Below are 19,756 nucleotides of genomic sequence, written 5' to 3'. Positions count from 1 at the left end.
TTCAGCGGAACAGGCCGCGCCGCGCGAACAGCGGGGCATCGCTGCTCTCGAACAACGGCTCGACGGTCAGGTGGATCGCATCGACGTCGCGCACCGCGCGCGCCGATCCCATGATGAGTGGCACGCGCTGATGCGGCGTCCGTGCCGATAGTTCGAGGATGCGCGACCGGCCGCTCGACGCGGCGCCGCCCGCCCATTCCATGATCAGTGCGATGGGGTGCGCCTCGTAGAGCAGGCGCAAGCGGCCTTCGCGGTAACCCTTGCGCGCATCCGCCGGATAGAGAAACACGCCGCCGCGCATCAGGATGCGGTAGGCCTCGGCCACCAACGAGCCGATCCAGCGCATGTTGTAGTCCTGTCCGAGCTCGCCATTCACCCCGGCAAGGCAGTCGTCGATGTAGTTGCGCACCGGGCCGCTCCAGTGCCGCCGGTTCGAGGCGTTGATGGCGAATTCCGACGCGCCCTGCGGCACCCGCAGATCACGCGCAGTCAGCACGAACTCGCCGCTTCTCGGGTCGAGCGTGAAACAGTCGACGCACTGGTCGAGCGCCAGCACCAGCACGGTCTGCGGACCGTAGATGAAGCAACCTGCGGCACATTGCGCCGTGCCGGGCTCGAAGAAGGTCGAGATGATATCGTTGCCCTTCGGCCGGATCGAGAAGATCGTGCCGATCGAGATATTGTTTTCGAGATTGGCCGATCCATCGAGCGGATCGATCGCGACACAGAGCGACGCATCCGGATTGAGCGTCTCCGGCAGTTCGACCTCCTCCGAGACAATGGCGGCGACTGGCGCGGCACGCAGCGCGTCGCGCATCAGGCGGTCGGCGACGATGTCGATGGTCTTCTGGCGATCGCCGTCGGGATTGACACCGCCGCTCTCGCCGACGATGCCGGCGAGCGGCCCGGCGGCAACGATGCGCGACAGCTCGATCGCGGCACCGGCAAGCGCTTCGATCACCGCAACGGTCGCGGCGCGCAACGGGCTATGCTGCGTCGGCCACTCCAGATGGGCATGCAATGCAGGACGAATCTCCACCGGCCTCTCCCTTTGATCGCGCCCTCTGTCCCGAGGTGTCGAGAGGCGACCTCAGGGGAGTCGCCTTCGCCGTATCAACGCGCGAATTGCCCAATTAGGGAAATTTTATTATCTTTGGTCCGGGCAAAGTATTTCTTATGGAGCTCGGCATGGCCGGCAACTTCACGCGGGACCTCACCATTCGCCAGTTGCGCGCACTCTCCACCCTGCACGAGGCCGGCTCGATCACGTCGGCGGCCAACCGGCTGAACCTGACGCAACCCGCGGTGACATTGCAGCTCCGCAACCTGCAAACGCTCGCGGGACTGCCGTTGATCCAGCGCACCGGCGACGGCATGGCGCTGACGGATGCCGGCGCACATGTGCTGACGCTGGTCGAGCGGATCGAGGCGGCGCTGAAGGATTGCGAGCAATCGCTCGACATGATCGCGGGCCGCAGCGGCGGCCGCGTCGCGATGGGCGCGGTCTCGACCGCGAAGTACTTCGTGCCGTTCGCGATCGCGGCGTTCTCGCGCCGCTTTCCCAAGATCGAGGTGACGCTGCGGATCGGCAACCGCGAGGAAATCCGCGACGCGCTGCGCGGCTACGATCTCGACATCGCGGTCATGGGCAGGCCGCCGGCCGATGTCGAGGTCGAGATGAAGCCGCTCGGCCGCCATCCGCACTTCATCATCGCCGCCCCCGATCATCGGCTGGCGCGGCGACGGCACGTCTCCCCGCCGGAGCTCGCCAATGAAACCTTCATCACCCGCGAGCAGGGATCCGGAACGCGGATGCTGATGCAGCAATATTTCGAGCGGGTCGGACTTGAGCCGAAGCTGGGCATGGCGATGGACAGCAACGAGACCATCAAGCAGGCGGTCATGGCCGGGCTCGGCATCGCCTTCATTTCCCAGCACACCGTGTTCCACGAGCTGGAGGACGGCCGGCTGGTGGTGCTCAAGGTGAAGGGCCTGCCGATCGTCCGGCAGTGGCATGCAATCAGGCGGGCCGACAAAATCCTGCTGCCGCCCGCGCAAGCGATGCTGGACTTCCTCGGCAAGGAGGGCTGGCGCTATCTGCCGAATTCGCACTAGCCGCAACGCGTGCACGACCGAGAAAATCGAGCCGGTACCGTATGTTAACCATTGAAGTTCCGGCAACCGCGTGCCACATCTTGAGTGCGGTCAGTGGCGGACCGTATCCCTGCGAGGGAGGATGAACTGCAAAATCAGTCCCCGCCGATGCCTGACTTCAAGGCGTTATTCGAGGCGGCGCCCGGCCTTTATCTGGTGCTGACCCAGCCCGACTTCCGTATCGTGGCAGCAAGCGACGCCTATCTGCGCGCCACCAAGACCGAGCGCGCAGCGGTCCTCGGGCGCAACCTGTTCGAAATCTTTCCCGATAATCCGGACGATCCGGCCGCTGACGGCGTGCGGAACCTGCGCGCCTCGCTCGAGCGCGTGGTCCAATTCCGCCGCCCCGACACCATGTCGGTGCAGAAATACGACATCCGCAAGCCCGAGTCGGAGGGCGGCGGATTCGAGGAAAAGTACTGGAGCCCGCGCAATACGCCGGTGTTCGGGCCGAGCGGGCAATTCATCTACATCATCCATCGGGTCGAAGACGTCACCGGCTTCATCCAGCTGAAGCAGCGCGGCGCCGAGCAGGACAAACTGACCGACCGGCTGCGCGAGCGCACCGAGCGGATGGAAGCCGAGATCTTCATGCGCGCCCGCGAGGTCGAGGCCGCCCGCGAGCAGCTCGAAGCCGAGCAGAAGCTGCGCCAGGTGCAGAAGATGGAGGCCGTCGGGCACCTCACCGGCGGCATTGCCCACGACTTCAACAACATCCTGACTGTCATCACCGGCCTGATCGACATCCTCGCCGAGGCCGTCGAGCACGACGCCGCGCTATCGTCGGTGACAAAAATGATCAGCGACGCCGCCTTCCGCGGAGCAGAGGTGACCAAGCATCTGCTGGCGTTCTCGCGGCAGCAGCCGCTGCAACCGCGTGAAGCGAACCTCAACACGCTGGTGCAGGACACCGCGCGGCTGCTGCGCCCATCGCTCGGCGAGCAGATCGAGATCGATACTGCGCTCGAGCCCGACGCCTGGCCGGCCTTCATCGATCCCAACCACATGGCGACCGCGCTGCTCAATCTCGCCGTCAATGCTCGCGATGCGATGCCCGACGGCGGCAAGCTGATGCTGGAGACCAGCAACGTCATCCTCGACGAGGTCTATGCCGCGGCCAACCCCGACGTGCGCGCCGGCGAATATGTGATGGTCGCGGTCAGCGACACCGGCGGCGGCATCCCCGCGGCCATCCGCGACAAGGTGTTCGAACCGTTCTTCACCACCAAGGACACCGGCAAGGGCACCGGCCTCGGGCTGAGCATGGTCTACGGCTTCATCAAGCAGTCCGACGGCCACCTCAAGATTTATTCCGAAGAAGGCCACGGCACGTCGATCAAGCTCTATCTGCCGCGCAGCATGGGCGACATGGTCGATGTCGAGCCACCTGCTCCGGTCGACACGCGCGGCGGCCATGAATCCATCCTGGTCGTCGAGGACGATCCGCTGGTGCGCAATTACGTCAGTGCCCAGCTCGAGCAGCTCGGCTACCGCACGATGGTCACCGCCAACGGCCCGGAAGCACTGGCTGCCGTCGACAACGGGTTCGTCTGCGACGTGCTGTTCACCGACGTCATCATGTCCGGCGGCATGAACGGCCGGCAGGTGGCCGATGCCGTGACCGCCAGGCTGCCCTCGGTGCGCGTGCTGTTCACCTCGGGCTATACCGAGGACGCGATCATCCACCACGGCCGTCTCGACCCCGACGTGACGCTATTGCCGAAGCCGTATCGCAAAGCCGATCTCGCCCGGATGATCCGGCAGGTGCTGACGCAGCCCCCCGCATCGGCGGTGGCGGCGAAGTAGCGCCTAAAGCGCGATAAGTTTTGGTTGAATCGGCTTGGCGCGGTCTAGCTTCACCTCTCCCCGTTGGGGAGAGGTGAACTATCGACGCCGTTCCAGCTCAGCGTAATCTCGTCAGGCTTTAGGGACCGAAGCTGGAGCGGCTCTGGATTTTCCAGGCGCCGCCGAGCAGGCTCAGCACGTAGAGTGAATCGTAGATCCCGATGACCGATCCATCCTCGCGATAGCGCGTGTAGCGGACGGCGTAATGCGCCTTCGCGGGAGAGGACTGGACCAGCCTGGTCTCGTTCCAGGCGCTGTGATGCCAGCCGTCCTGCTTGCGCAGCCGCTCGAACAGGTCCATCGGATTGTTGCCGCTCTGCTGATAGACGGTGACCACCCCGCCGGCGATCCGCACATGCGGGAAGTGCATGAGCGTGTCCATGGCCGCGGCGTCATAACGATTGAGCGCGGCCATCCAGCGCGCCAGCACATCCTCGCATTTGGCCTGGTCGTCGCGCGAGATCTGCGCTTCGACGGTGTAGGTCGCGGCCGGCTCCGGCATCATGCGCCTCCGTTCTGCGTGTTGGTCTGGTCGGCCGGCGCGGCGCAGCCGGATAGGAACAGCGCCGCACAGGCCTTGGCGCGTGCCTCGATCTCGTTGCGCGTCAGCACGGGCTTGTGCCCGAACATCACGTCGCGTTGCGGCTTGAACACGAGCATGCCGAGCAGCATGCCTGCGGCAGCTTCGGCATCGTCGAGCACGATCCGCCCTCGCCGCTGCTGCACGCCGAGCCAGCTCGCCAGCGCGGCGATCGTCCGCTGCATGGCCTTCTCGTAGAAGGTCTCGGCAATGTCGGGAAATTTGTCGCTCTCGGCCAGGATGATCCGCTGCAGCGCGATGACCTCGGCATCGAGAATGAGCTCGGCGCAGGTCAGCAAGGCGGTCTCCAGGGCCGCCGCAACATTGCGGCCGTCGCAGGCGCCGAGATTCACGATGGAGACGAACCGGTCCACCCGGTCAGTCACCATGCCTTCGAACAGCGCCAGCTTGGTCGGGATCAGCCGGTAGAGCGTCTTGGTGGAGACGCCGGCGCGGCAGGCCACATCGGCGATGTTCGCCGCCGCGAACCCGCGCTCCGAGAACTCGCGCCGCGCGGCGTCATAGATCAGCGCACGCGTTTCGTCGTCGGAGCGCAGCTGCGGCCGGCCGCGGCCGCGCCGTTCCGGCACAGCCAGGCTTTGCTCAGTCTGATCTTTGTCAATCCGGTTCATCGGCAAGCCATGCTTTTAGATGATGCCTGTCATTCTATTGACAGACCCAATATGGGCTCTATTTTGGAAAACATCAAGTTTCCTAATTATCCCGGGCAACCGATACCAGAATTCACAAGGTTTCCCAGAGGGATATAGAGCTTCCAGGAGCGCCTGCCATGAGCCAGCATGAAACCTCTTTCAAGGCCGAGAGCCAGGTTCCGGCCGAAACCGCCAAGCAATTGATCGCCGCCCCTGAGACGGCCAAGCCCCTCGCTGCCAAGGGCAAACTTCGCCGTCTCCTCCTCGCCGGCGCAGCCTTGGCCGTCCTCGCGGGCGGCGCCTGGTACGGCTGGGACTACTGGACGGTCGGGCGCTTTCAGGTCTCGACCGACGACGCCTATGTGAAGGCCGACAACACGACCATTGCGCCGAAAGTCTCCGGCTATCTCAGCGCGGTGCTGGTGGGCGACAATGAGCATGTGCGCGCCGGCCAGATGCTGGCGCGGATCGACGATCGCGATTTCAAGGTCGCGCTCGATCAGGCCAAGGCCGACGTCGCTGCCGCTGAAGCCGCGATCACAAGCAAGCGCGCGCAGCTCGACGTGCAGCAGTCGGTGATCGAAGCGGCGCGCGCAACGCTCGCCGTCGATACCGCGAACCAGACCTTTGCAGAGCAGGAGAACAAGCGCTACACTGATCTCGCCGGCACCGGTTTCGGCAGCGTGCAGAACGCCCAGCAGGCGCAGTCGCGCTACGCCAGTGCGCAGGCCGCCGTCGCCCGCGATAACGCGAACCTCGCCTCCGCGCTCCGTCAGGTGGAGTTGCTCAAGGCCGACATCGCCCAGGCCGTCGCGTCGCAGGCACGGGCGACCGCACTCCAGCACCAGGCCGAATTGAACCTCGGCTACACCACCATCACCGCGCCGATCGACGGCGTGGTCGGCAACCGCACCTTGCGCACCGGCCAGTTCGTCCAGGCCGGCACGCAACTGATGTCGCTGGTGCCGGCGACCGGCGCCTATGTGATCGCGAACTACAAGGAGACGCAGCTCACCAATGTCCGCAAGGGTCAGCTGGTCGAGATCGCGGTCGACATGTTCCCGGGCCATGTGGTGCGCGGCCATGTCGACAGCCTCGCGCCCGCCAGCGGCCAGGAATTCGCGCTGCTGCCGCCGGACAACGCCACCGGCAACTTCACCAAGGTGGTGCAGCGCATCCCAGTGAAGATCGCGCTCGACGCGACGCCAGTCGAACTGCGGCCCGGCATGTCGGTGATCCCGACCATCGCCACCACAACGCAAACCGCTGAAGCCCCGCGCTCCAGCGCCTCTCCCAAGCTCGCTGTCGCCTCTTTCAAATAGGTGATGTCATGTCCGATCTCGCGCTCTCCTCCCCGGCTGCGGCGCCTCGCGCAGCAGCCGCAGCGGTCGATCCCAACCGCGCCAGCATGGCCGTCTGGATTTCCATCGTCGCCGCGATGATCGGCGCCTTCATGGCGATCCTCAACATCCAGATCACCAACGCCTCGCTGCTCAACATCGAAGGCGGCATCGGAACCGGTGTCGACAACGGCTCCTGGATCTCGACGTCCTATCTGATCGGCGAGATCGTGGTGATCCCGCTGACCGACTATCTCAGCCGGGTGTTCTCGTTCCGCAAGATCATCATTTCCTTCGCCACGTTGTTCGCGCTCTTCTCGGTCGCCTGTGCCTTCACCCACGACCTGCCGTCGATGATCGCAATGCGCGGCCTGCAAGGCTTCTTCGGCGGCGTGCTGATCCCGATGGCCTTCACGCTGGTTTTCACCAAGCTGCCGAAGGCGCAACAGCCGGTCGGCCTCGCGATGTTCGCGCTCGCGGTGACGTTCGCCCCGGCGATCGGACCGACCATCGGCGGTTACCTGACCGAGAATTACGGCTGGCAGACCATCTTCTTCGTCAACGTGGTCCCGACCGCCGTCATGGTCATCACCCTCTATTTCACGCTGGAACGCCAGCCGATGCAGTTGCATCTGCTCCGCGAGGGCGATTGGCTCGGCATCGCGACGATGGCGATCGGCCTCTCATCCCTGCAGGCCGTGCTCGAGGAAGGCAACAAGGACGACTGGTTCGGCTCGCCCTTCATCGTCAAGCTCGCGGTGATCGCGGCGGTCAGCCTCACTTTGTTCGTCTGGATCGAGCTCGTCGTCGAGAAGCCGCTGATCCGGCTGCGCCTGTTGACCCAGCGGAGTTTCGGCTTCGGCACCATCTCGGCGGTATTCGTCGGCTTCGCGCTGTTCGGCTCGGTGTACCTGTTGCCGGCCTATCTCGGCCAGGTGCAGCGCTACAATGCCGAGCAGATCGGCCAGGTGCTGGCCTGGACCGGCCTGCCGCAGCTGATCCTGATCCCGCTGGTGCCGAAACTGATGCAGCGCTTCGATGCCCGCTACATCGCCTTCACCGGCATGATCCTGTTTGCGGTCTCGTCCTTCATGAACATCCAGATGTCGCTCGACTACTCCGGCGACCAGTTCTTCGTCCCGAACATCGTCCGCGCGATCGGCCAGGCGATCATGCTGGCGCCGCTGTCGGCGGTCAGCCTCGGCAGCGTCGCTCCGCAGGATGCACCGGCGGCCTCCGGCATCTCCAACATGATGCGCAACCTCGGCGGCGCGATCGGCACGGCGCTGCTGTCGACCATCGTCACCAAGCGCGAGCAATTCCACTCCAACATCATCGGCCAGTCCGTCGATCTCGGCCGCGAGGAAGTGCGCACACGGATTGCCGAGGTCACCAATTACTTCCTGAGCCACGGCATCTCCGATCCGGCGACCGCGCACAACCAGGCGATCGTGGCGCTCGGCAATATCGTGAAGCGTCAGGCCCTGGTACTCGGCTTCAGCGACACCTTTGCCGTGATCGGCATCGTGCTGGTGCTCGCCGCGATCGCGATCCTCCTGACGGGCAAGCCGAAGAACACCGCAGGGGGCGGCGCGGCGCACTAATCCCCGGGGACGACGGCCGTAAGCCGCCGTCCACTCAGAATGACGGAACTATCCTCGTCATTGCGAGCGAAGCGAAGCAATCCATCGCACAGCATACGCGGAAGGATGGATTGCTTCGTCGCTATCGCTCCTCGCAATGACGGGGTGAATAGGCCCACCGCCTCTCAGCTAGCCTCGCGCAGCTTGAAGCGCTGGATCTTCCCGGTCTGGGTCTTCGGCAGCGCTTCGACAAAAGCGATCGCGCGGGGATATTTGTAGGGCGCGATCGTCGCCTTGACGTGATCCTGCAGCAGCTTGACCTCGACGTCGTCGCTGCGCGCGCCCTGCTTCAGCACAATGAACGCCGAGACGATCTGTCCCCGCTCCTCGTCAGGTGCGCCGATCACGGCGCATTCCGCGACATCGGGATGCCCGAGCAGCGCGGCCTCGACCTCGGGACCGGCAATGTTATAGCCCGCCGAGATGATCATGTCGTCGGCGCGCGCTACGAAGGACAGCCGGCCGTTCTCGTCGCTGACGAAGGCATCGCCGGTGATGTTCCAGCCATCGCGGACATACTTGGTCTGCCTGAAGTCTGCCAGATAGCGGCAGCCGGTCGGGCCGCGAACCGCGAGCTTGCCGACCTGGCCCGCAGGCAGCTCGTTCATGTCTTCGTCGACGATCTTTGCCTGATAGCCGGTCACGGGCGTGCCCGTGGTGCCGGCGACGGCGCTGCCGGCGCGGTTGGTGATGAAGATGTGCAGCAGCTCCGTGCTGCCGATGCCGTCGAGGATCGGCTTGCCGGTCTTCTTGGTCCAGCTCTCGAACACCGGCGCCGGCAGCGTCTCGCCGGCCGAGACTGCGAGCCGCAGCGACGACAGATCGGCGCCCTTGTCCATCGCGGCCAGCATCGCTCGGTAGGCAGTCGGCGCGGTGAAGCAGATCGTCGCCTTGTAGGTCTCGATGATCCTGATCATCTCGCTCGGCGCCGCGTTCTCCAGCAGCGTCGCGGTGGCGCCGAAGCGCAGCGGGAAGATCGCGAGCCCGCCGAGGCCGAATGTAAACGCGAGCGGCGGCGAACCGACGAACACATCGTCCGGCGTCACCTTGAGCACTTCCCTGGCATAACCATCCGCGACGATCAGGAGATCGCGGTGGAAATGCATCGTCGCCTTGGGTTCGCCTGTGGTGCCCGACGTGAAGCCGAGCAGCGCGACGTCGTCGCGGCCGGTCTTCACCGCGTCGAACTTGACCGGCTTATTCAGCGCGATGCGGTCGAGCTCGGCATCGTGATTCGAAGTGCCGTCGAAATTGACCACCTGTTTGAGGAATTTGCTGGTCTTGGCGCAGGCCACCAACTCGTCCGCGATGCGGCTGTCGGTGAGCGCCAGCGCGATCTCGGCCTTGTCGACGATCTTGGCCAGTTCGCCCGCGCGCAGCATCGGCATGGTGTTGACGACGACGGCGCCGGCTTTGGTCGCCGCGAGCCAGGCCGCGACCAGCGCCGGGTTGTTGCCCGAGCGGATCAGGACGCGATTGCCGGGCTTGACGCCGTAATTCTCCACCAGCGCATGCGCCAGGCGGTTCGACCAGTCGGTCAATTCCTTGTAGGTGCGCTGACGGCCGTTGCCGATCAGCGCGATGCGATCGCCCATCCCCTGCTCGACGATGCGATCGGTCAGTTCGACCGCGGCGTTGAGATAGTCGGGATACTTGAATTCGGGTCGCTCGAGCAGCAGCTGCGGCCACTGCTCTGACGGCGGCAGGTTGCGCCGCGCGAAATCGTCGACATGCCCGGATGGGCCGAGCCCGGGAAATTCACCTGACATTCGATTGCCCCTCGCTTTCCATCCAGAAAGGCCAAAGACCAACGTCGAGACGACTGATATCGGGGACGCCCGGCAGCGTTCCAATCGCCAATCATTTTATACTTAAAATAATTTGGCGCAAGGGTGGATGTCGCGTGGAAAGCGCCGGCACCCCTCCGAACTCAGATTTGTGTAAGCTGCTTCAGCCGCGCGACCATCGCCGAGCCCGGGTCGGCGAGCGGTGCGATCGCGGTGAAATGATTGGCATCGGGCACAGTGCCGAAGCGCGTTGCAACGCCCGCTCTGCCCCAGACATCGGCGATGGTCCGGCTCTGCCGGTGATATTCCGCGCTCTCGGCACCGCCAACCACCGCATCGAGAGTCGCGCCGGCCGGCGGCGTCCAGAGCAGCGGGCTCGCCGCCCGTGCTGCGTCACGGTCAAGGCCGAGCGCCTTGTTGATGGTGGTGCCGACCAGCGGCTCGAGCTCGAACAGGCCTGATATCGCGTAAGCAGCCCTGACCATGTCCTTCGGCAGCGACGCATCATAGGCCGGCCAATCGGTCGCAAGCATGCATGCGGCAAGATGTCCGCCGGCCGAGTGCCCCGACACGACCAGCGGCCGGCCGAGCTTGGCCAGCTCACGGCACGCCGCGCATCTCGGCGATGATGTCGTTGATCGAAACATTGGGACAGAGATCATAGCTCGGCACCGCGACGCTGATGCCGTGGCCATTCAGGCCTCGCGCGCAGTGGCTCGATGACGAGCCGTCAAGCGCCTGCCAATAGCCGCCATGAATGAAGACCACGAGCGGCCCGTCGCGATCGCCCTCGAACAGGTCGATGACGTTGCGGCTGCCCGGACCATAGCTCAGCCGCCGCGGCGGGTGCTGCTCGCGATAGGCCGCGGAGTCCCGTGCCCAGCCGGCCATCAGCGCCGGGTTTTCCGGCACCCGCGCCCGGTTGTTGTACTCGACCTCGTAATCGATCCCGGTCACGGCTTAAGCGGTCCTCGCCTTGGCCGAGCGCTGGGCCGAGCCCTTGGCCTTGGCAAGCAACCGCATCAGCTCGCGGATATCCTTCGGCGAGAGGTCGCCGAAGACATCGGCGATCCATTTCTCGTGTTCGGCCGCCATCTTGCGGAACTCGGCGCGGCCGGTCTTGGTCAGCCGGATGAATTGCACGCGGCGGTCGGTCTCCGAGGTGCGGCGATCGAGGTGGCCTGATTCAACCAGGCGCTCGACCAGCCCGGTGACATTGCCGTTCGACACCATCATCCGCTTCGACAGGTCCGACAGCGTCATGCCGTCGGACACCTTGTCGAGCTGGGCCATCAGGTCGAAGCGCGGCAGCGTGACGTCGAATTTCTCGCGCAGCCGGCTGCGGACCTCGCCTTCGATCAGCGTGGTGCAGGTCAGCAGCCGCAGCCACAGCCGGAGCTCGGTGCCGTGATCGTCGGGAAGTTCGACGGCTTTGGTTTCGGAATCGAGGATCATGCGGCGATCGTGCCTCCGCGGCGGGTTTCGGTCGGGCCGGTTGTTTTGAGCTTCAAGCAATTCGTGGCGCCCTGCAAGGACAATTGCGAATCTTGCGGGGAATGCCGGCGCGATCCTGCAATTTCTTTAAACTTCAAGCAATTGGCGCGGCGCTTGCATGGCGTGCGACAGCACTTGCGAATTGCACGACCGGCGGCCTGACGCAATGCCACATCGCTTGCAGCGGTCGCGCGCGTCGGACTAAGCTGAGACCAAACAAGCAGAAGCCAATTGGGCTGAGACAAAGGCATCAAGCCTGTGATCGGGGGAGCGACATGAAACAATTGACGAAGCTGATGGGATTGGCGGCGCTGCTGGGGATCGCGGCGACCCCGGCGGCCGCGCAGGACAAGATCAAGATCGGCGTGCTGGTGACGACCTCGGGACCTGCCGCGGCGCTGGGTCAGCAGGTCCGCGACGGCTTTGCGCTCGCGGTCAAAGATCTCGGCGGCAAGATGGCCGGCCGCGATGTCGAGATCATCAACGCCGACGACGAGCTGAAGCCCGACGGCGCCGTGGTCAAGGTGCGCGGCCTGCTCGAGCGCGACAAGGTCGATTTCGTGGTCGGCCCGATCTTCTCCAACATCCTGCTGGCGATCCACCGCCCGGTCACCGACAGCAAGACCTTCCTGATCAGCCCGAATGCCGGCCCCTCGAGCTATGCCGGCAAGGAGTGCAACCCGTTCTTCTATGTGACGTCGTACCAGAACGACCAGGTGCACGAGATCCTCGGCAAGGTGGCGCAGGACCGCGGCTACAAGCGCGTCTACCTCCTGGTGCCGAACTACCAGGCCGGCCGCGACTCCGTCGCAGGCTTCAAGCTCGACTACAAGGGCGAGATAACAGAGGAATCCTACACGCCGCTGAACACGCTGGATTTCCAACCCGAGCTGTCCAAGATCGCCGCGCAGAAGCCGGACGCGCTGTTCACCTTCATGCCGGGCGGCATGGGCGTGAACCTCGTGAAGCAGTACAAGCAGGCCGGCGCCACCGTGCCGGTGCTTTCCGCCTTCACCGTCGATGAATCCACCCTGCCCGCGCAGCAGGACGCCGCGGTCGGCATGTTCGGCGGCGCCAACTGGGCGCCCAACCTCGACAATGTCAGGAGCAAGAAATTCGTCGCGGCGTATGAGGCGGCCTACAACGGCGTGCCCGGCACCTATGCCATGCAGGCCTATGACGCGGCGCTGTTGATCGACAGCGCCGTGAAGGCGGTGAAGGGTGATCTCTCCAACAAGGACGCGGTCGCCGCTGCGCTGAGGAAGGCCGACTTCCCCTCGCTGCGCGGTAACTTCAAGTTCAACAACAACGGCTATCCGATCCAGGACTTCTACCTCACCAAGGTCGCGAAGCGGCCGGACGGCAAATTCCAGACCGAGATCGTCGAAAAGGTGTTTTCGAATTATGGCGACCGCTACGCCAAGGACTGCGCCGCCAAGTAAGTCGCAAAGCGTTTTCAAGCAAAGTGGACACCGGTTCGCGCGAAGAAAGCGCGTCAAACAAAAGAGAGGGAAACATGACGATGAAAGACGAGATCGCCGGCCGGCATCACCCGCGCCAATGAGGGCATCCAGGGCATTTCCTGGGGCATCCTCGGCCAGACCTACGTGCCGAAGAGCCGCACCGAGCATTCGTTCTCCTGGCACGCCACCTTCCCGCCCGGCACCTTCGTGCCGCCGCACATCCATCCCGACCAGGACGAGTATCTCTATATCCTCGAGGGCAAGCTCGACTTCATGCTCGACGGTGCCGATGAATCCGCAACGCCCGGCGACCTGGTGCGCCTGCCGATGGGCAAGCCGCACGGCATCTTCAACAAGTCGCAGCAGACGGCCAAGACGCTGTTCTGGGTGTCGCCGACGCGCCGGCTCTATGACCTGTTCTGGGCGATCCACAACATGAAGGAGCAGAATCCGGACGACGTGGTGCGGCTCGCCGCCGAGCACAACATCCACTTCCTGCCGCCGCCTCCGGCGTAGCGTAGGCGCAGGTCTCTCCCCGTCATCCTGAGGTGCGAGCCTTGCGGCGCACTTGCGCCGCTGGGCGAGCCTCGAGGATGAACGGCCCCGCTGGTGGCCGTCGACCCTTCGAGACGGCCGCGCTGCGGCCTCCTCCAGCGACAACGGCGTAGCCGTTGCGCGGGGGTGACGGGTCAGATACTGCCCGCTACTGCCGCGCCACCACGCGCGCGGCGAAGCCGGCCTTGGCGGCATAGCCGCGCACGATCGCCTCGCGCGCCTCGTAATTGAGGATGGTGTCGACGTCGGTAAAGCCCTGCGGCGCGAGTTGCTCGACGGCGTCGATCACGCCCTCCGGTCCGCCGCGGCGGTTGGAGGCGACGATGTCGGCGGTCATCGGCAGCCGCTGCCGCTCATAGGCCGCCAGCGCCTGGCGCGGATGCTCCGATCGCGCCAGCATGTCGGCGAGGCAGCGCGCATCGAGGATCGCCTGCGACGCGCCGTTGGAGCCGACCGGATACATCGGATGCGCGGCATCGCCGAGCAACGTGACGCGGCCGCTCGACCAATAGGGCAAGGGATCGCGGTCGCAGCACGGGTACTCCCAAAACTCCGGCGTCGCGTTGACCAATCCGGTGAAGTCGACCTGCGGGATCGTGAAGCTCGTGACATAGGGCATCATCTCGTCGCGCCGGCCGAGATTGGACCAGCCCTCGCGGCGCGGCGGCGGCGAAGTGCCGTCGCCGATCCGCACCAGCACCGCCCAATTGGTGAGCCGGCTCGCCGGGCTCGAGCCCGGCGCGATCGGATAGATCACCGCCTTGGCGTTCAGCCCGCCGGCAATGATCATCGAGCGTCCGGTCAGGAAGGCCGGCCAGTCGGTGGCGCCGCGCCACAGCATCAGCCCGTTCCAGCACGGCCCGCCCTCACCCGGGAACAGCGTCTCGCGCACCTTGGAGTGGATGCCGTCGGCGCCGATCAGGATATCGCCGCGCGCGGTGTGCACATGGGCTCCGCTGCGATCGAAGAAATAGGCCGAGACGCCGCCCTCGTCCTGCGTGAACGAGCCGAGCCGGCAGCCGGTGCGGATTGCATCCGCGCCGAGCCGGTCGATCACGGCCTCATGGATCACGCCTTGCAGGCGGCCGCGATGGATCGAGAATTGCGGCACGTCATGGCCGGCATCGAGCCCACGCTTCTCGTGCCAGACCTGCTGGCCATGCCGCGTCAGGTAGAACAGCTCATAGGTGCGGATCGCGACCTCGTCGAGCTTGTCGAGCAGGCCAAGCCCCGCCAGTTCGCGGATCGCATGCGGCAACGTGTTGATGCCGACGCCGAGCTCGCGGATCGTCTCCGACTGCTCGTACAGTTCGCAACTGATGCCGCGCGAGCGCAGCATCAATGCAGTGGTGAGGCCTCCGATTCCGCCTCCGACGATAATCGCCTTCATCGTCCTTACTCCACTCACAACAGGACGTTTTATGCTTTGGCTTAGGGTCGCACGCCCGCTTGTCCGGCCGCAAGCGGGTTTGTCGTCCGGGCCTCAGACCGGCCTGCCTTGCTTTGGCTTAGGATTAACGTTCTCACAGCGCATTTCCATCCATCACCGTCACCCCCGCGCAAAGGCTTCGCCTTTGTCGCTGGAGGAGCGCGGAACGCGCGTCTCGAAGAGTCGACGGGCACCGACCGGGCCGTGCATCCTTCGAGGCTCGCCCAGCGGCGCAATTGCGCCGCAAGGCTCGCACCTCAGGATGACGGAATCTGCAGTTCGCCATCCCACTAATCCGGCACCACCGCGATCGCCTGTATTTCCACTTTCGCGCGGTCCTCGATCAGGCCGGCAACCTGGATCGCGGTCATCGCCGGAAAGCGCCGGCCGACCACGTCGCGATAGACGGAGCCGATCTCCTTCAGCCGCGCGGAATATTCCCTGCGGTCGACGAGGTACCAGGTCATCGACACGATGTGCTCCGGACCGGCCCCACCGGCGGCAGCGACCGCGACGATGTTGCGCAGGGTCTGGCCGATCTGCGCCACGAGATCGTCGGTCTCGAACACGCATTGCCCGTTCCAGCCGATCTGGCCGGCGATGAAGATCTGTTTGCCGCGCGCGGCCATGCCGTTGGCGTAGCCGATCGGCTTCGCCCACCCTTCCGGTTGCAGGATCTCGATCATCTCAATTGCCCTCGAACGCGGGTTTCTGCTTGGCGGCGAAGGCCTCGAAGGCGCGGCGGAAATCGCCGGAGACCATGCAAATCGCCTGCGCCTGCGCTTCGGACTCAATCATCTCGTCGACGCCCATCGCCCATTCCTGGTTGAACATCGTTTTGGTCACGCCATGCGCGAACCACGGTCCATCCGCGAGCGAACGCGCCAACTCCTGCGCGGCAGCGGCAAGCTCGGCCGGCGGCACCAGACGGTTGTGAAACCCCCACGCAAAGCCCTCGTCGGCGCTCATCGCGCGCCCGGTGTAGAGCAGATCGGCGGCATGGCCCTGCCCGATCACGCGGGGCAGCAGACCGCACGCGCCCATGTCGGCGCCGGCAAGGCCGACGCGGGTGAACAGGAACGCGGTCTTGGCTTGCGGCGTCGCCAGCCTGAGGTCAGACGCCAGCGCCAGCATCGCGCCGGCCCCGGCGCAGATGCCGTCGATCGCGGCGACGATGATCTGCGGGCATTTGCGCATCGCGCGCACCACCTCGCCGGTCATGCGGGTGAAGGCGAGCAAGTCCGGCATCGCCATCCGCGTCAGCGGCTCGATGATCTCGAACACGTCGCCGCCGGAGCAGAAATTGCCCTCGGCGCCGGTCAACACGATGGCGCGAACGTCGGAGGCATATTTGAGGTTGGTGAAGAGGTCGCGCAGCTCCTCGTAGGACTCGAAGGTCAGCGGATTCTTCTTGTCCGGCCGGTTCAGCGTAATGGTCGCGACACGGCCGCTCGCATCCGCCTGCCAGCGGAAATGTTTTGCGGGGTAATCCTTGAACGGCCGGAGCTTTGCTTTCATCTCGGACATGATCTGTTCCTTCACCCGGTAAAGACTTCGCCGCCGGCAATCGCGACGGCTTGTCCGTTGATTGACGATGCACCCTCGGAGGCAAGCCAGAGGATGGCGTCGGCGACCTCCTCCGGCGTGACCAGCCGGTGCATCGGATTGACCTTGGCGAGCGCGGCCCGCGCCTCCTGCTCGCTGCGGCCGGTCTTGGCGACGATGTTGGCGGCGGCATCCGCCACCAGCGGCGTATCGGTATAGCCGGGGCAGACCGCATTCACGGTGACGCCGCGCCGTGCATATTCCAGCGCCAACGAGCGGGTCAGGCCGACGACGCCGTGCTTGGCCGCGACATAGGCCGAGACGTACGCGTAACCCGTGAGGCCGGCGGTCGAGGCGACATTGATCACGCGCCCGCGGCCGCGCTGCGCCATCCCGGGCAACACCGCGTGCGTGACAAGGAATACGCTGGAGAGATTACTAGCCAGCATATCGGCCCACAGCGTCGCACTCGTCTTGTCGAACGGCGCGCTGCCGGCCTTGCCGGCATTGTTGACGAGGATATCGATCGCATCGGCCTCGGCCTCAATCTGCGCGACGCCTTTGGTCACCGCACCTTCATCGGTCACGTCGATCGAAACGACGGCGCCCACTTGCTTGCCGAGCGACGCCGCGGTCGCCTTCAACGCATCGATCCGGCGTCCGGCGATGCTGACGCGCACGCCGGCTTTAGCGAGCGCGATCGCCGTCGCGGCGCCGATGCCGGAACCGGCACCGGTCACCAGCGCATGTGCGTTGGGCCAAAACTTCATCATGCCTTCCCTCCCGCGGCCGCGCGTTCGAGATTGGCCTCATATTGCGACTTGCCCGACTGATACTGTTTCGGCCAGGCGATCTGCTTGACGCCGATCTTGGCGGCCTCGTGCAGCGTCCAGGCCGGATCGGCGAGATGCGGCCGCGCGATGGCGCAGAGATCGGCGCGGCCGGCGGCGATGATCGAGTTGGCGTGGTCGGCCTCCGAGATCGCGCCGACTGCGATGGTGGCGATGCCGACCTCGTTGCGGATCTTGTCGGCGAACGGCGTCTGGTAGAGCCGGCCATAGATCGGATGGTCGTCGGCCCAGACCTGGCCCGACGAGCAATCGATCAGGTCGGCGCCGGCCTGCTTGAACAATTTTGCGAAGGCGAGCGCGTCCTCGGGCGTGTTGCCGCCCTCGGCCCAGTCGTGACAGGACAGGCGGACCGACATCGGCTTGTCCTCCGGCCACACCGCACGGACGGCGCGGAACACTTCCAGCGGATAACGCGCGCGGTTCTCGATCGATCCGCCATACGCATCGGTGCGGCGGTTGGTCAGCGGCGACAGGAAGCTCGACAGCAGATAGCCATGGGCGCAGTGCAGCTCCAGGATATCGAAGCCCGCGCTCGCGGCGCGCCTCGCGGCGGCAACGAACTGCTCGCGCACCTCGTCCATCTCGGCACGGCTCATCGGCTCCGGCACCTGACCGTCCGGCAGGTAAGGTACCGATGAGGCCGACACCAGCGGCCAGTTGTGGTCGGGCAGCGGCTCGTCCATGCCCTCCCAGGCAACGCGGGTCGAGCCCTTGCGGCCGGCATGGCCGAGCTGGATGCCGATCTTCGCCGCCGAATTGCGATGTACGAAGTCGACGATGCGCTTGTAGGCTGCCGCCTGCGCATCATTCCACAGGCCGCAGCAGCCGGGTGTGATCCGCGCCTCCGGCGAGACGCAGGTCATCTCGGAGAACAGCAGACCTGCGCCGCCGAGCGCGCGAGAGCCGAAATGCACGAGGTGGAAATCGCTCGGCACGCCCTCCTCCGCCGAATACATCGCCATCGGCGAGACGATGATCCGGTTATGCAGCGACAGGCCGCGGATGTGGAACGGCGTCAGCATCGGCGGCGTGACGCGGTCGTTGGTGGCGGGCACGCCGTTGCGTTCGGCGAACCAGCGCTCATAGCCTTCGAGCCAGGTCTTGTCGCGCAGCCGCAAATTCTCATGGCTGATGCGCTGCGAGCGGGTCAACAGCGAATACATGAACTGCTCGGGCTCGAGCGTGTCGGCATAGCGCGAGCCGACCACCTCGAACCATTCCATCGCGTTGCGTGCGGCGTTCTGGATCCGCGCCACGTCGACGCGGCGCAGCTCCTCGTAAGCCTTGAGCACCGCGGGAATGCTGTCCTTGGTCGCGCCGTGGATCTTGAACTGGTTGGTCAGCTCGATCGCGTCTTCCAGCGCCAGCTTGGTTCCCGAACCGATCGCGAAATGCGCGGTGTGGGCGGCATCGCCCATCAGCACGACATGGCTGTTACCGTTGAACGCGGTCCACTTGCCGCAGATCAGCCGCGGGAACGACAGCCAGGCCGAGCCGCGCAGATGCCGCGCGTTGGAGACCAGATGATGCCCCTCAAGGATCTCGCTGAACACATTCTCGCAGAATGCGATGGAATCGCCCTGCTCCATCTTGTCGAGGCCGTGCGCGAGATAGACCTCCTCGGTGGTCTCGACGATGAAGGTCGCCGCGCCCTCCTCGAACTTGTAGATGTGCGCCTGGAACCAGCCGTGCTCGGTCTTGCGGAAGTCGAAGGTGAAGGCGTCGAAGGGACGGTTGGTACCCAGCCAGATATAGCGGTTCGGCCGCATCAGCATGTCGGGCTGGAAGGTCTCGGCGTATTTGACGCGAACCTTCGAATTCACGCCGTCGCACGCCACGATCAAATCGGCGTCGGGGAATTCGAGGTCGGAATTCACCTCCCGCTCGAAGATCAGTTCGACGCCGAGTTCCTCGGCACGCGCCTGCAGGATATTGAGCAGCCGCTTGCGGCCGATGCCGACGAAGCCGTGCCCGGTGGTGCGCATCCGCCGGCCCTTGATCAGGACCTCGATGTCGTCCCAGTGATTGAAGGCCTGCTCGATCGTGTCAGCGGTGACCGGATCCCATTTGCGCATGTTGTCCATTGTCGCATCCGAGAACACGACGCCGAAGCCGAACGTGTCGTAGGGCCGGTTGCGTTCGACCACGGAGATCACGTGCGTGGGATCCAGCATCTTCATCAGGATGCCGAAGTAGAGCCCGGCCGGCCCGCCTCCAATGCAAACGATGCGCATGGCGTTCTCCCGTTGGCTTCGGCAGAACGGGCTGGTTCCTCCCGTAGCCGGCGAGGCATATTATTTTATACTTAAAATAATTGTCAAGGGCGGGATGCGCCACGCCCACGGCTGTCGTCCCTGCGAAAGCAGGGACCCATAACCCCAGACCTTTGTTGTTGAAATAAGCTGCGGCCCCGGCGC

General features: G+C 65.0%; 18 protein-coding genes. 6 read left to right on the top strand and 12 right to left on the bottom strand.

Translation table 11 applies throughout. The features are described 5' to 3' along the window. Position 1: 1 nt before the first annotated feature. Entirely contained in the window at positions 2–1,033 is a 1,032-nt protein-coding gene (locus tag AC628_RS35975; protein ID WP_502689816.1) for a class 1 fructose-bisphosphatase, read from the bottom strand. 155 nt (positions 1,034–1,188) lie between these two features. Here AC628_RS35975 and AC628_RS35970 point away from each other — a divergent pair, with 155 nt between their 5' ends. Both AC628_RS35970 and AC628_RS35965 read left to right on the top strand, forming a co-directional pair. Beyond that, positions 1,189–2,115 (top strand): LysR family transcriptional regulator, encoded by a 927-nt coding sequence (locus AC628_RS35970; protein ID WP_074131432.1) that lies wholly within the window; start codon positions 1,189–1,191, stop codon positions 2,113–2,115. A gap of 147 nt (positions 2,116–2,262) precedes the next feature. Continuing rightward, positions 2,263–3,960, top strand: a complete 1,698-nt coding sequence (locus tag AC628_RS35965) for an ATP-binding protein (RefSeq protein ID WP_074131425.1) — start codon at positions 2,263–2,265, stop codon at positions 3,958–3,960. A 118-nt stretch (positions 3,961–4,078) separates the two neighbouring features. Here the strand turns inward: AC628_RS35965 and AC628_RS35960 are convergent, their stop codons facing one another. Both AC628_RS35960 and AC628_RS35955 read right to left on the bottom strand, forming a co-directional pair. Next, positions 4,079–4,501 (bottom strand): DUF6841 family protein, encoded by a 423-nt coding sequence (locus AC628_RS35960; RefSeq protein ID WP_143201991.1) that lies wholly within the window; start codon positions 4,499–4,501, stop codon positions 4,079–4,081. Further along, a complete protein-coding gene (locus AC628_RS35955) occupies positions 4,501–5,211 on the bottom strand; it encodes a TetR/AcrR family transcriptional regulator (RefSeq protein WP_074131423.1) in 711 nt (236 codons plus the stop codon). The genes AC628_RS35960 and AC628_RS35955 overlap by 1 nt, the downstream gene beginning before the upstream one ends. Positions 5,212–5,369: 158 nt before the next feature. On the opposite strand from AC628_RS35955, the gene AC628_RS35950 reads away from it, so the two are divergent. After that, positions 5,370–6,554: an HlyD family secretion protein gene (locus AC628_RS35950; protein ID WP_074131422.1), complete on the top strand. Its 1,185-nt coding sequence runs from the start codon at positions 5,370–5,372 to the stop codon at positions 6,552–6,554. Between the two features lie 8 nt (positions 6,555–6,562). Beyond that, on the top strand, positions 6,563–8,176 hold the full coding sequence (locus AC628_RS35945) for an MDR family MFS transporter (RefSeq protein WP_074131421.1): 1,614 nt from the start codon (positions 6,563–6,565) through the stop codon (positions 8,174–8,176). 164 nt (positions 8,177–8,340) lie between these two features. On the opposite strand, the gene AC628_RS35940 is transcribed toward AC628_RS35945, so the two are convergent. From AC628_RS35940 to AC628_RS35930, 4 genes are all read right to left on the bottom strand, one after another. Then, on the bottom strand, positions 8,341–9,984 hold the full coding sequence (locus tag AC628_RS35940) for a benzoate-CoA ligase family protein (protein ID WP_074131420.1): 1,644 nt from the start codon (positions 9,982–9,984) through the stop codon (positions 8,341–8,343). A 161-nt stretch (positions 9,985–10,145) separates the two neighbouring features. Further along, on the bottom strand, positions 10,146–10,649 hold the full coding sequence (locus AC628_RS45655; protein ID WP_245321501.1) for an alpha/beta hydrolase: 504 nt from the start codon (positions 10,647–10,649) through the stop codon (positions 10,146–10,148). Next, a complete protein-coding gene (locus AC628_RS45650) occupies positions 10,603–10,959 on the bottom strand; it encodes an alpha/beta hydrolase family protein (protein WP_245321500.1) in 357 nt (118 codons plus the stop codon). The genes AC628_RS45655 and AC628_RS45650 overlap by 47 nt, the downstream gene beginning before the upstream one ends. A gap of 3 nt (positions 10,960–10,962) precedes the next feature. After that, positions 10,963–11,457 (bottom strand): MarR family winged helix-turn-helix transcriptional regulator, encoded by a 495-nt coding sequence (locus AC628_RS35930; RefSeq protein ID WP_050627813.1) that lies wholly within the window; start codon positions 11,455–11,457, stop codon positions 10,963–10,965. Positions 11,458–11,771: 314 nt separating this feature from the next. Between AC628_RS35930 and AC628_RS35925 the strand changes: the two genes are divergently transcribed. Together AC628_RS35925 and AC628_RS35920 are read left to right on the top strand one after the other, a co-directional pair. Further along, a complete protein-coding gene (locus AC628_RS35925) occupies positions 11,772–12,938 on the top strand; it encodes an ABC transporter substrate-binding protein (RefSeq protein WP_074131419.1) in 1,167 nt (388 codons plus the stop codon). A gap of 105 nt (positions 12,939–13,043) precedes the next feature. Further along, the gene (locus AC628_RS35920) at positions 13,044–13,475 is read left to right on the top strand and encodes a cupin domain-containing protein (protein ID WP_074131418.1); all 432 of its coding nucleotides are present in this window, start codon (positions 13,044–13,046) and stop codon (positions 13,473–13,475) included. Positions 13,476–13,662: 187 nt separating this feature from the next. Here AC628_RS35920 and AC628_RS35915 read toward each other — a convergent pair whose 3' ends face one another. The 5 genes from AC628_RS35915 to AC628_RS35895 form a co-directional block, all read right to left on the bottom strand. Beyond that, the gene (locus AC628_RS35915; RefSeq protein WP_074131417.1) at positions 13,663–14,904 is read right to left on the bottom strand and encodes a flavin-dependent oxidoreductase; all 1,242 of its coding nucleotides are present in this window, start codon (positions 14,902–14,904) and stop codon (positions 13,663–13,665) included. 329 nt (positions 14,905–15,233) lie between these two features. Further along, entirely contained in the window at positions 15,234–15,629 is a 396-nt protein-coding gene (locus tag AC628_RS35910) for a RidA family protein (RefSeq protein ID WP_074131416.1), read from the bottom strand. A gap of 1 nt (position 15,630) precedes the next feature. Further along, positions 15,631–16,470 carry an enoyl-CoA hydratase family protein gene (locus AC628_RS35905; RefSeq protein ID WP_074131431.1) on the bottom strand — a complete coding sequence of 280 codons (840 nt, stop codon included), beginning with the start codon at positions 16,468–16,470 and terminating at the stop codon, positions 15,631–15,633. 11 nt (positions 16,471–16,481) lie between these two features. After that, the gene (locus tag AC628_RS35900; protein ID WP_074131415.1) at positions 16,482–17,261 is read right to left on the bottom strand and encodes an SDR family NAD(P)-dependent oxidoreductase; all 780 of its coding nucleotides are present in this window, start codon (positions 17,259–17,261) and stop codon (positions 16,482–16,484) included. Further along, the gene (locus AC628_RS35895; RefSeq protein ID WP_074131414.1) at positions 17,258–19,573 is read right to left on the bottom strand and encodes a bifunctional salicylyl-CoA 5-hydroxylase/oxidoreductase; all 2,316 of its coding nucleotides are present in this window, start codon (positions 19,571–19,573) and stop codon (positions 17,258–17,260) included. The genes AC628_RS35900 and AC628_RS35895 overlap by 4 nt, the downstream gene beginning before the upstream one ends. Between the last annotated feature and the right edge of the window lie 183 nt (positions 19,574–19,756).

Origin of the sequence: Bradyrhizobium sp. NAS96.2, from assembly GCF_001908235.1 — a bacterium.
GTDB lineage: Bacteria > Pseudomonadota > Alphaproteobacteria > Rhizobiales > Xanthobacteraceae > Bradyrhizobium.
Note: the sequence above shows the minus strand (reverse complement) of the source record. Positions and strands in the feature narration are given on the sequence as shown.